Raw genomic sequence first — 12,219 nt, 5'->3', positions numbered from 1 at the left:
AATCATTGTAAAGGTTCCTTCTTGAAAGAAAAATAAATTTTGGTTATTTTTTATTTTTTTGTGTTAAAATGTATTTATGAAGAGAGTATTTGTTTTACTACTGGTGTTTCTTTTTGGCTTTTTTAGTGGATGTACGACAAAGCCTACGAAAAAAGTTAGCATAGTAGCTAATAGCTGGATAGGGTACCTGCCTATTGCTTATGCATATGAAAAGGGCTGGCTAGATCCTATGAATATTCGACTCAAATGGACTAATTCGTTGAGTGAAAGTATTGTTTTATGTAAAAGCCATTTATGTGATGGCCTGTTTGCTACGCAATTTGAGTTACTCTCTCATGAAGAGTTAAAAAAGACTTATAAACCTCGTTTCTTTGTCGATGTATCCTATGGTGCTGATAAGATACTCTCCAATGTCTTTTTACAGGTACTGCAAAAAATAGACACTATTGATGTCTATTTGGAAGTTTCTAGTGTCAATCAAGCCTTATTGGAAGCTTTTTTGCGAGAAGCAAACATTTCAGCACAACTGAGGATTATAGACGGTGTGCAAGATAGCTTCTTAAAAGAGAAGTTCAAACATCCATCCATTGTAGTTACGTACGAGCCCTATGCAACGTTATTGAAGAAAAAGGGCTTTACGGAAGTAGCTTCTTCAAAAACGTTAAAAACAATCAAAGTAATAGATCTTTTCTTTTCCAATCTTGATAAGTCTTATGTGGAGTTTATCTTTCATCAATTCCAACGAGCCGTCCATATTTTACAAAAGAATCCAAAAGAGTTCTATAATGTAGTAAAACCATATACTGATGGTATAGATTATCAAGATTTTATAGCATCTCTTCAAGAAATTAAGTGGGTGCTACGCCCATCCAAAAATTTGATCAATTTTTTGAAACATCAAGGCTTTGATACAAAAAATCTCGTGATATGAAAACATTGCGTTTTAAACATTTTGCGATTTTTATTCTAATTCTCGGGTTTATCATTACTACTTCTTCTGTAATGTTTTATGCAAATGAAATCCAAAATTCTCTTTATGAGCATTACAAAGAGGATATAAAAGAGAAACTATTAGAGATTAAAATCTTTTTGGAAGATCCTTTAATGGATCAAAATCAAATTGCAACCTATTTAGATCGTATTAAAAATAGTTCACACTATATCGAAGCAATTTATGTATTGGATAAAGATAGAAAAATAGTTTTTAAAACGAGTGGAAATATTCAAAAATTCATTTCTTTGCCTACCTTATCCCTAGACCAACTAAATAAAAAACATCTTCAAAATAGACAGTGGATAAAGATTGATATACCGATAACGATGTTTGATAAAAAAACGCAAACTGAACAGGAAAAGAGTCTTGTAATCGTGCTTCGTACAGATTTTGTTCGAGAAATAATTGCACAATCGATGCAAAAACAGCTTGCTTGGCTGATCGGTTTCATTGCTATTGTTTTTTTAATAACCAGTTTCGGATTTTACTACTTTTACAAAAAGGTTTTAGCACTCTATCAGTGGACCAAAAAGCCTGAAAAAAGAGCGGATTTACTGTTTATTGAACTCAATGAAATCGAATACAGTATTTTCGAGAAAATCGAAAGAATAGAGAGGCTTAACAGGGAACTTCAAGAAGCTTTTCAAAAAGAGAACTATTTGAGAACATTGATGGAATTGGTTTCAAAAATCAATGAGTTGATGGTGAAAGAGGAAGATTTTGAGATCTTTTTGCAAGAGTGTATTCGATATTTTAAAGAGTATCGATATTTTATAAAAGTCTACATTAAGATTGCACAATATGCTGTTGGAGATAAAGATATTGATGTCACCAAGGCGGTCCATATCGATATTGCCGCCTTTCAAGAAATTTATGGGACCTTGTATATTGAGAAGGATGGGGTGTTTTTGGAAGAGGAATTGAAAATTTTAGAAGAATTGGCCGGAGATGTCGCTTTTGCCTATCATACCTTTTTGCAAAAAAAAGAGAAAGAAAATATTCTTTTTTACAATGCTATTACTCATCTTCCTAATATCAACTATTTTTTAATACACAAACGTGAGTTGATATTTCAAACGATTATTTATATTGATATACACCATTTCAAACTTTTTAATGATCTCTTCGGTATAGAGTTTGGCGATAAACTGCTAAGAAGATTTGCTGAAGAGTTGAAGCGATTTGAACTCCCTACATTTCATGCTTTAACAGATCAATTCTTTATGCTTTTTAATGGTTCGATAGAAGAAGCAAAGACATTTGCCAAAACAGTTGTTGACTTTTTTGATGCTATAAGCATCAAAGTGGATGGAGTGGATATTGATTTGCATATCCACTGTTCTATTATTGATGCAAATATTGATAATGCGTTACAAAAAGCCTATTTTGCAGTAAAGACTGCGACTTTAAATAATCCAATTGTTATATATGATTCTACACTCATTGAAAAAAGGCATGAGATTTTCAAACAAAAGTATATTAAATTAAAACAGTTAATCAGTGAACGAAAAGTCCTTGCATATAGGCAGAATGTGATTGATAATCATACGAAAAAGGTAGTATATAGTGAGATTTTGGCACGTATTGATGACCATGGAACCATATTGACACCATACCATTTTATGGATATTACTCAACAAAGTGGACTCTATTTTGATTTAGTACAACAGATGTATGAAAATATTTTCTCCTATTTACAACGCAATAAACAACATATCTCTATAAATCTTTCTTTTCGGGATATTGAACATGAAAAGATTAGGACATACCTTTTGAAGAATTTTGAATTGTATGGTAGATATATTACTATCGAAATTTTGGAGACTGAATATATGCAAACGCAAAGTATCGTTCAGAGCTTTTTAAATGAAGTGAAAAGATATGGTATACAGATTGCAATTGATGACTTTGGTAGTGGATATGCAAATTTTGATTATGTACTAAAGCTTGGTGCCGATTATATCAAGATAGATGGTAGTTTGATAAAAAATCTTACGAATGAAGTGAACTATACGATAGTAAAGCATATTGTCAGTCTTGCAAAAGACCTCGGTGTAAAAACAGTTGCAGAATTTGTTGAAAATGAGGAAATTTATCAGCTTGTTTGTTCACTCGGTATCGACTATTCGCAAGGATACTACTTTCATAGGCCAGAGCCACTTAGTTGACATGGTCCGATTTATGAACTGATATAGGAACTTCGGTATGGATCGACTTTATGTGCAGGTCTCTTTGCGGAAACGGTATCTCTATACCATTATCGTTGAGTGCTTCATAAATGAGAATCAAAAATCGTGATGTCGTCCGTTTTGGATAGAGGGCTTCTTTTCCCTTGATCCAGACAAGAAGTTCGAAATTGACGCTACTGTCACCCATGCCTGTCATAATCACTCTGGTTTTTCTTTGATAGTCTTCGTATATATCTCCAAATCCACTGGTTTTGACCGCATCTTTGATCACTTTGATTACCTGTTTGGCATCCGTTCCATAAGCCACTCCGAAAGGGATGCGAAAGCGGCGGATGTCGTCATTCATTGTCCAGTTGATGACTCTGTTTTGAATGAGGTCCTGGTTTGGAACGATAACATCGATATTGTCATTTGTGGTAATTGTGGTCGATCGCATCCGAATATCGGAAATCCTGCCTCGAAGATCCTCATCTATTTCTACAAAATCGCCTATTTTAATACTTCGCTCAAACATCAAAATCAATCCAGAGACAAAATTGGAGACGATATTTTGCAGTCCAAAACCGATACCCACCGAAAGGGCTCCGGCGATTAAGGCGATAGAGGAAAGATCGATACCCAAGACATTGAGTGTAACGAAAAAAGAGATGATGAGGATGGTATAGTATCCGATATTGCTGAGAAGTGTTTTTGTCGAAGGTGTGATAGAGTGGGAACTTTGGGCAAGTTTGTGAATACTCTTTTTGTAAAGAGAACCAATAAGATAGCCAAATAGAAGGATCAAAAAGGCTATGATCAGTTTCAGGGAACTGATGGGTGTTTGATTGATCGTAAAGAGAGGTCTGTTGAACTCTTTCCAAATAAGATCGATTATCTCTTTTACATGTTGGAGCGTGGCTCCCTTGATAGTGGCTTGTTTTCCCAATATTTGGATATCCAGTTTTGTTAGAAGTTTTTTGAGATTCTCTCGTACCTGTGTTGGATAAAGATTTTGTGCAAGATCAAGAATCTGTTTTTGTAAAGCAAAAACCTTTTGAGTCTCTTTTTTTTGTAATGTAGCAGCATAGAGTTCGAAGAGCTTAACGAGTTTGTTGTCTAAAAGCACTTGTCTCTTCTTTTCCAAAAGCATCAAAGAGTTTTCTATTGTTTTGGCTCTCTCTTTCCTTCCAAGAAGTTCAAGTCGCTCTTTCTCCACCTCTTTGGCTTCCATCCTTTTTTGGATAGCGTCAAGATCTTTTTGGATCTGATCCAGCTCATTTTGGATATTTTTCGTATCAAAGGTTATCTTTTTAATATTTCGTACCATTAGATTTGGAACAGTTTCTTCAAGAAGTTTTTGACGTTTTTGTAAATCTTTTTGCAAGGTTTGTATCGCTTTGCTATAGAATGCATATTGGAGTTGCAAAGTGAACAGCTGTGAAGAGTTGCTTTCACTAATTGAGCGTATCTGGTCTTTAACGGCTTGTTGCTTTTGCTGTATATGCTGAAGGGTTACAGTTTTTTCACTCGTTTCATTAAGAAATTGCAAAGTTTTTTGGATGAGTTTTTCAAAATCTTGGGAATTTTCTATTTTTGTATCAAAAGTTGTTGGTTTTGGTGGAAATTTGGTGATATTGATAAGTTTATACAAAAGTGCTTCTTGTAGAGAAGTTTCATCATTTTTGATTGAGATTTTTTGAGTGTAGCTAAAAGTGATTCATATGTTTTAACATCTGCTTTTGCCAAAGTGGTATTGATATCGGCTCCAAGAAGGAGTGCTGCCAGCATCAAAAAAAGGACCAGCTGTTTCACGTGTTTCCCTTTTGGGTACGAAGAATGAAAAGAAAAAGAAGAAGAAAAAAGAGAACGACCAAAATATTTTTTTGTACAAGTAAAATGATATTTATTGCGCTCTGTCCGAAAAAATAGCCGATAGAGACAAAACTAAAAGCCCACAGGATGATACCTATGATATCAAAGAGTATGAATTTTAAAATAGGGTAACCGCTCATGCCAAAGGTTAAAAGAACGGGGATATGGGTACCATAAACAAATCGTTCAAATATGATGACCGCCGCTCCCCATTTTTTGATCCATCGATCGATCATCTGTTTTTTATCAGGATGGGCATTGAGATAACGGAGCGCTTTTTTCTCAAAAAGCCTGCCAAAACTGAAAGTAAATAGATCACCTAAAAAGGCCCCGCAAATCGCGACTAGAACCACTTTTTCATAGGAAAAAAGCTGATGGATCGAAGCGAGCCATCCTGCCAGCATCAGACCTATCTCGCCCTCAAGGATGCTCCAGATAAAAAGAGCCAAGTATCCGTGTGACAGGAGCAGATGGACAGGATAGGCGAAGAGGTGAAAAAGCATCTAGATTCCTAAAATTTTCAAAGCTCCTCTGACCATAGGTACGGTCACCTTTTCTACGGTTTTATTGAGATTAAGCGGTTGCAAAAGCATCTTTATGGCCATATTGTATGGATAATATTTTTTTGCAAATTTGGCGACACTCTTTTTGTGCTCTTCATAGACTTCATCGGTAAATGGTTCATCGTGCGTACTTTCATAAATTGCTTTAAATGCAATCTTCCCATCCTCTCCGTCGACCATTTTGAGTCTGTCATATTCCACTTTGATAATCTCGTCTCGTCCAAGCTTTTCTGTTTCGTTGTACTCTTTATATGTTTCATAGAACACATCATAATGATACACCTCGTCTTTGGAGATATTGTGAGCAATTTCTCCTAAAACGGGAGCATTGAGGTCTTTTGAAAACTTCTCTATAGCTTTGTAAAAGGTGCTTGTCCCAGTCTCTACCACCATTCTTGCCAGCATCTCTTTTGCTTTTGTGGGCTGAAATTCATCCAGTGTACATAGCGGTAGATACTCGTTCTTAAATCGTTCATATGCTCCATCCCAGTCGAAGTCTGGCCAGGCTGTCTGGACATATTTGCGTAGGGCACGTCCGTGTTGCAGCTCCTCTGGTTCCCAGACATTTTCCAACCAATCCACAACTTTCTGGTTGTCCGCATAAAATGTTGCAAGATTTTTCTCGTACACGTCCGAAGTGATCTCTATGAAAGAGGCACTGGCGATGAGAAAAAAGAGAAAGTCATACTCTCGCACCTCTTTGGGATTTATCTTGGAATAGTCTATATCCTCATAATGCCATCGCATGCTTCTCCTTTACAATGAGATATTGATTCCTATCGTGATATCGGGTGCCCCTCGAAATGGAGCAAGGTTTTCATCTAAAAAAATTGTGGTTTTTTTACCAAACCAGTGGGTACCAAGCCCTAGTGTAATGATATTAGAGCAGCTATCGATACTTGAGTATGGTGAATCGTAGGCACTTGAAACAAAACGATATCCAAGTAAGAAGTTTCCAAATGAAACGGATTTTTGCCATTGTGCATACAAAGAATAGAGATACTCTTTACTTTTGGCGATGTTTCCTTGTGTATATCGTCCTATTTTTGCTGCTTGCATATTGAGAAGAATCGAGGAATCTGCCAATGCTTTACAGGCAGACCATCCCACCATCACATCTGTTTTACCTGAGCCAAAACCACTATTTTTCGTAGCGGTAGGGAGTTTGACTCCAAAATGGAGTGCCTGTTTTGCACCTATGACGTCCCATGGCAATCGGTGTGTGTATTCAAGCTGGACATTGCCGAGTGTAGCGTAGGAAGAGGTTTTATGGATAGAACCAAAGAAAAAATGGACTTTGTTGTTTCCGTAACGGTTGTGTGCAGAAGGTAAAGTGTCTGTGGCCCGGTGGAACCAGTTTAGAAACGAGTCTAGAAAACCGCCGTTTATATAGTAGGCGGGAAGAATGATACGAAATTGAGCGTTGCTGTTTATCTTTTTCGAAAGAGATAGCGTCAAAGCGGTTATTTCGTAATCGATCAAATAGGCTTTCTCTTCATCATAATCGTTCGTTTCACTGAGGTTGATTTGGGTATGCCATTTCTTATCTTCTTCTATCTCGGAGTTTTGTGGATAGAAAGAGTAAAAAGCGAGTCGAAATGGATGCATCGTCGTTGTGAGCAGAGGTTGTGTAGCAAAAAGGGTAAAAGAGAGTACGACAAGAGTGAGAATTTTTTTCACTTAAAACAACCTTCCGATTTTTTTATAACCATACCAAAAAGTTAGTATACCCAAAAGTGCGACACCCAAAAAATAGGGGAGCAGATCTTCCCATTGCGTTCCTCTAAAGATAATACTTTCACTGCCCTCGATATAGTATCGAAGAGGCGAGAATAACGAGAGTTTTTGAAGGACTGGATGCATGGAGTAGATGGGTGTCCAGGCTCCACTCAAGAATATGAGAGGCAGCATGATAAGCATAGATAATTGAGCGACTTGCATAACGGTCTTTGATACGGATGCGATAAAAAGACCAATACCAGAAATAGTCAAAGAGTAGAGGAGTGTCAAAAGCAAAAATGCCAAAAAAGATCCGTTAACAGGTGTGTCGAATACTGTAAGTACCACAAAACCAAGAGCCAAAATGGTTCCGCCCATCACGATGAGGACCTGGCTCAGAGCTTTAGCAAAGATAATGAGCGAGGACTCTACGGGAGAGAGTAGTAAAATATCCCAAGTGCCATCCTCTTTCTCTTTGACAAAAACCACGGCGGTCAAAATGATTCCGATCATCGTGATAATTGAGAGCATCTCCACAAAAGACATGAACATTCTTGAATCGGCATTTTGATTGAAGAGTTTATGAACACAAAGATCTACAGGAAAATTTTTGGGAAAAAGATTGAGTAGAACATTTTGCAAATAGACCGAAGTAATATAGGCTTGGCTTGCAGCGGTGGAATCGATGAGTAGATCTAGTTTGGCATTCCCGCCCAATGCTGTTTGCTTGGCGAAATCTTGATCAAAAATGACACCGACAATGATCTTTTTATTGAAAACGGCTTGCTGTAGTGCTCGTTGAGAGGGAAAGCGTATGGGTTTTTGAAATTCGGGAACATGGAGGTGTGAAAGAATTTTCGGAACCAAAGGGGTATGCGCATGATCCACATAGCCTATCGAGATATTTCTGGGCTTCACTTCGATCCCCTGTCCCACTATGTAGATATCCAACGTAAAAGAGTAAAGAACAACAGCCACTAAGCCCCAAGATCGTAAAAAGGTGAGTATCTCTTTTGCCAAAATTGTTTGGAAGGTTCTCATCGAAGCTCCTTTTTCAGAAGCAGTGATCCTATGATGAGCAATAGCAATGCATAGCCTATCATGATGGCGAAATAGAGGATATTTTTTTGAGAAGCAACTCCCTGACCGATTAAGAAAGTGTCATAGATGATATGGTTGTAATACATTACAGGAAAAATATGTGCTTCGATATAGGACTCTCCTACCATGGAGGAGATGGGCATCAAGATACCCGAATACAAAAATCCGGGAATAACGGTGATGATGATAGTAAGAACGACTGCAACGATCTGGCGCTTTGTGATGATAGAGACTAGCAATCCTATGGAGAGACTGATGAGAATGTAGATTTCCGATACGATCCAGTAGAGAAAAAAACTGCCTCGGAAAGGAACCTCAAACCAGGCCGTAGCCCAAAGAAATAGTATGAAAATGTTGAGTGAATGGAGTAAAAAGACGGGTGTTAATTTTGCGATTAGAAACTCACTTCTTTTCACTGGTGAGGCGTAAAAGTTGAATATAGTGCCCATCTCTTTTTCTTTCACTATCAAAAGAGCAGACAGCAATGCAGGTGCAACTAGTAGAATGAGCCCGATAAGACCCGGAACGATAGCGTTTTCATCTCGCATGGACTGGTTGAAAAGATTCCTTGGGTTGATCTCGATCAACCCCTTTTGCATCCCGAAACGCTGCGCCAATTTTTGTGCTTCATGTAGGATCGTTCCTTCTACATATCCTTGCATCGTCATGGAGCGAAGAGGGAATGCGGCGTCGATGAAGGCAGCGATTTGCGTTTTTTGTCCATGAAAAAGCCTTCTTTCGAAGTTGCCTGGAATGATGATAAGAATATCGGCATTTGCTTTTTTTATCTGCTCGAGTGCTTCATTGTAGGAGGTATAGCTTATTTTCGTATCGAAATATTGTGAGTGTGAAAAGGCCTCGACGAGGCGTTTGGAGAGCCGGCTTTGGTCCTGGTCTATGATAATGGTTCTTGCGTGTTTTACTTCTAGACGGATACCGTATCCAAAAAGTAGCATAATCATAGTGGGAATAAGATAGACTAAAAAGATCATTTTCGTTCTGATAAGATCTTTAAACTCTTTGAGCATATAGGCTTTGATAACGGAGAGTTTCATCTGCTTGCCTTGTAGAGCCGAAAGAATATCTCTTCAAAGTCTTTGGCGTCGGGGAACTTTTTGTATAGATTAGCAACGGTATCATCGGCTATCTTTTTACCCTGTTTCAAAAGTACCACACGATCACAGTAGTCTGCTTCACTCATATAGTGTGTCGTTATGAGAATGGAGATATGCCATTTTTCCTTGAGCTCATGAAGCAGTTGCCAAAACTGCGATCTTGCAATCGTGTCGACACCACTGGTGGGTTCATCCAAAAAGAGTACCACCGGTTCGTGCAGTATCGCTGCTGCGAGGCTGAAACGCTGGTTTATTCCAAGAGGAACATCTTTTGGAAAAGCATCGAGATAGCTTGCAAAGCCGAGGGAACGACTGAGTTCATCAATCTTTCGTAAAGTTTTCGTCAACGCAATTGTATGCATGCTGGCGAAATAGAGCAGATTTTCTCGTATGGTAAGATCTTTATAATAGGAGAAGTTTTGACTCATATATCCGATTTTATTTTTGAGTGTTTTTCTATCACTGGCGCTTTGGATTCGTTTTCCAAGCAGATACAGTTCCCCTTCATCGATTGGGAGTAGACCTAAAAGCATTTTGATAAAAGTGGTTTTACCCGCTCCGTTTGCTCCTAGAAGACCAAGAATCTCACGGGGTTTTAGCTGCATGTCGATATGATCGTCGGCGACAAAAGAGCCAAATCGCTTCGTAAGGCCTTTTGCCTCCATGACGACGGGAGGAAGCTCCTGTATTGATTCCCGCTCTACAATCTCTATTTTCGGAGGTATTTTATTTTTTTTCAGTGCATTGACGAAAAAGAGACTCTCGAGATCTGGCTCGGCATGGGGCACTTGCAAAGCATGAAGTGCATAGGTCCTTTTATTGAAGGTGAGGCACTCTCCCCAAGCACATGGGGTCTTGCGATAAGTGAAAGGGCGTACCGAGTCGATCAGTTCTTTGGTACTGCCTTGTGCTATGATTTCACCTTCATCAAAAAGATGGATTCTATCCATCTTGGCAGCTTCACTCATATATGCGGTACTCACTAACGTGAGTGTCCCTTCTCTATTTTGATCGAGTATTTTCCAAAGTTCCCGTCGGCTGAGAGGATCCACTCCCGTTGTCGGTTCGTCGAGAATGAGCAGATGGGGTTTGTGTATCATAGTACAGATCAGCGAGAGTTTTTGTTTCATGCCGCCGCTAAGATGTTTGGCGAGTCGGTCGGGGAAAGGTGCGAGTCCTGCCATTTCAAGGAGTCGATTTTTGAAACGAAAGTAGGATCTATCTTTCGAAAGACTCCTAAGATCAGCGAAAAACTCAAGATGTTCATCCACCGTGAGTTCGGGATAGAGAACGAGACCGATACCTTGAGGCATGAAGCCAAGGTGGGGTTTGATCTTTTCAGCCTCTTTGGGAGAGTGATAGGGAATATTTTGATAGGTGATCTCTCCCTGAAAGGGGATAACACCTGCAATTGCGTGGAAAAGTGAGCTTTTCCCCGCCCCGTCAGCACCAATGAATCCAAGGATTTCTCCCGCCTCTCCTGAAAAGGTGGCCGATTGTAACGCAACTGTCGATTTATATGAAACCGAGACCTCTTTTACTTCAAGTAGTGCCAAGTGCAGTCCTTGCTACATAGATGAGCCAAAGAGTGCAGATGCCTCCCATGGAAAACATCAACGCTGTATTCATGCTAAAATGCTGCCACAAAAATCCTGTGACCACTGCTCCCAATGCTCCAAAAAGGGCTATCCCCGCATAAAAAACACCATAAACGCTCGCTCTGTTTTCGGCATTTTGGGCAATATAGCTTCTATTGGCATTGAGAGAAAAGACACTAAAGAGTCCCAAAAAGATATAAGCGATCCATGTGCAAAGTGTACATTGTGCAAACAGCAGCCCCTGGGCTATAAGACCGAAGGTGTAGGCTAAGAGCAGTACTCTTGACGTACCAAATCTATCGATGCAGATTCCTGAGAGATAGCTCGTTGCCGTTTGGGCGAGGGTAGAGAGAACGAAAAGAAGAGGAATCCATGTGACAGAAATACCTACCGACTTTGCCTCCATCGTGAAAAAGGCATCACTGAAAAAGAAAAAGAGAAAGAAAAAATAGAATAGAAGCTCTTGAATAACCGCTTTATCCCGGGAAGTGAGATGAAATCTCTGAACTTTTTTCTTTTTCTTCACATCTTCTACAAAAAGAATGACAAGAACAAGACCTAACAAGCCGGGAATGGCTGTGGCAAAAAAGATGGTACGTACAACCTCTTCGCTTTTTCCAAACTGCCACAAAATCCAAAAGAGAAAAAGCGTACCGAAAAGCTCTCCTGCGATGTCGAGAGTTTTGTGAAAACCAAAGGTTCTGCCCATCATCTTCTCTTTCCCAAAGTACGCGAGCAAGGCATCTTTGGGAGCTGATCGAAGCGCTTTCCCGGTACGTTCGAGTGCTCGTAAAAAAGCAACGCTTCTATAGCCATCTGCAAACCCGATAAGTGGTTTGCTGATCGCTGAGATTGCATATCCAGCCACCACCAACGGTTTGACTACTCCATACCGATCGCTTATATAACCGCTCAGGAGTCGAAGAGCATAGCTGAAAAAAGTGGCAATAGCTACGATGAAGCCTAGCTTGTCCATTCCTTCGTGCAAATAAAGCACAACAAATATGGGAAGAATAGGATTGATCATTGCTGTGGCGAAATCTGTGAAGAAGCTGACAAGCCCGAGATAGAGGATGTTTTTATTCATTG

At 39.2% G+C, this 12,219-nt stretch carries 11 protein-coding genes; 2 read left to right on the top strand and 9 right to left on the bottom strand.

Annotated features, from left to right (window positions below):
* The first annotated feature begins 76 nt into the window (after positions 1-76).
* Together NIS_RS09230 and NIS_RS09225 are read left to right on the top strand one after the other, a co-directional pair.
* A complete protein-coding gene (locus NIS_RS09230; RefSeq protein WP_012083102.1) occupies positions 77-931 on the top strand; it encodes a nitrate/sulfonate/bicarbonate ABC transporter, substrate-binding protein in 855 nt (284 codons plus the stop codon).
* Between the two features lie 5 nt (positions 932-936).
* Positions 937-3,162 carry an EAL domain-containing protein gene (locus NIS_RS09225; RefSeq protein WP_158297285.1) on the top strand — a complete coding sequence of 742 codons (2,226 nt, stop codon included), beginning with the start codon at positions 937-939 and terminating at the stop codon, positions 3,160-3,162.
* On the opposite strand, the gene NIS_RS10225 is transcribed toward NIS_RS09225, so the two are convergent.
* The 9 genes from NIS_RS10225 to NIS_RS09180 are packed head-to-tail and all read right to left on the bottom strand — an operon-like array spanning position 3,155 to position 12,217.
* Complete coding sequence (locus tag NIS_RS10225) at positions 3,155-4,813, bottom strand: mechanosensitive ion channel domain-containing protein (RefSeq protein ID WP_012083100.1); 1,659 nt, start codon at positions 4,811-4,813, stop codon at positions 3,155-3,157. The two genes, NIS_RS09225 and NIS_RS10225, sit on opposite strands and share 8 nt — an antisense overlap.
* Positions 4,750-4,974, bottom strand: a complete 225-nt coding sequence (locus NIS_RS09215) for a hypothetical protein (RefSeq protein ID WP_041354076.1) — start codon at positions 4,972-4,974, stop codon at positions 4,750-4,752. The genes NIS_RS10225 and NIS_RS09215 overlap by 64 nt, the downstream gene beginning before the upstream one ends.
* Positions 4,971-5,537 (bottom strand): DedA family protein, encoded by a 567-nt coding sequence (locus tag NIS_RS09210; RefSeq protein WP_012083099.1) that lies wholly within the window; start codon positions 5,535-5,537, stop codon positions 4,971-4,973. Before NIS_RS09210 ends, NIS_RS09215 begins: the two co-directional genes overlap by 4 nt.
* Complete coding sequence (locus NIS_RS09205) at positions 5,538-6,344, bottom strand: ferritin-like domain-containing protein (protein WP_012083098.1); 807 nt, start codon at positions 6,342-6,344, stop codon at positions 5,538-5,540.
* 9 nt (positions 6,345-6,353) lie between these two features.
* Positions 6,354-7,277, bottom strand: coding sequence for a DUF3187 family protein (locus NIS_RS09200; RefSeq protein ID WP_012083097.1), 924 nt, complete (start codon positions 7,275-7,277; stop codon positions 6,354-6,356).
* Positions 7,278-8,357 (bottom strand): ABC transporter permease, encoded by a 1,080-nt coding sequence (locus NIS_RS09195; protein ID WP_012083096.1) that lies wholly within the window; start codon positions 8,355-8,357, stop codon positions 7,278-7,280.
* Positions 8,354-9,472, bottom strand: coding sequence for an ABC transporter permease (locus tag NIS_RS09190; RefSeq protein ID WP_012083095.1), 1,119 nt, complete (start codon positions 9,470-9,472; stop codon positions 8,354-8,356). The genes NIS_RS09195 and NIS_RS09190 overlap by 4 nt, the downstream gene beginning before the upstream one ends.
* On the bottom strand, positions 9,469-11,088 hold the full coding sequence (locus NIS_RS09185; protein WP_012083094.1) for an ATP-binding cassette domain-containing protein: 1,620 nt from the start codon (positions 11,086-11,088) through the stop codon (positions 9,469-9,471). Before NIS_RS09185 ends, NIS_RS09190 begins: the two co-directional genes overlap by 4 nt.
* Positions 11,075-12,217 (bottom strand): MFS transporter, encoded by a 1,143-nt coding sequence (locus tag NIS_RS09180; protein WP_012083093.1) that lies wholly within the window; start codon positions 12,215-12,217, stop codon positions 11,075-11,077. Before NIS_RS09180 ends, NIS_RS09185 begins: the two co-directional genes overlap by 14 nt.
* Positions 12,218-12,219 lie beyond the last annotated feature (2 nt).

Source organism: Nitratiruptor sp. SB155-2 (genome assembly GCF_000010325.1).
Taxonomy (GTDB): Bacteria; Campylobacterota; Campylobacteria; order Campylobacterales; family Nitratiruptoraceae; genus Nitratiruptor.
This window is presented reverse-complemented; position numbering and strand designations above follow the sequence as displayed.

Excerpts from the sequence above, each read along its gene's own strand:
- NIS_RS09230 (WP_012083102.1), top strand. The coding sequence starts at position 77 with ATGAAGAGAGTATTTGTTTTACTACTGGTGTTTCTTTTTGGCTTTTTT.
- NIS_RS09210 (WP_012083099.1), bottom strand. The coding sequence starts at position 5,537 with ATGCTTTTTCACCTCTTCGCCTATCCTGTCCATCTGCTCCTGTCACAC.
- NIS_RS09205 (WP_012083098.1), bottom strand. The coding sequence starts at position 6,344 with ATGCGATGGCATTATGAGGATATAGACTATTCCAAGATAAATCCCAAA.
- NIS_RS09195 (WP_012083096.1), bottom strand. The coding sequence starts at position 8,357 with ATGAGAACCTTCCAAACAATTTTGGCAAAAGAGATACTCACCTTTTTA.
- NIS_RS09190 (WP_012083095.1), bottom strand. The coding sequence starts at position 9,472 with ATGAAACTCTCCGTTATCAAAGCCTATATGCTCAAAGAGTTTAAAGAT.
- NIS_RS09180 (WP_012083093.1), bottom strand. The coding sequence starts at position 12,217 with ATGAATAAAAACATCCTCTATCTCGGGCTTGTCAGCTTCTTCACAGAT.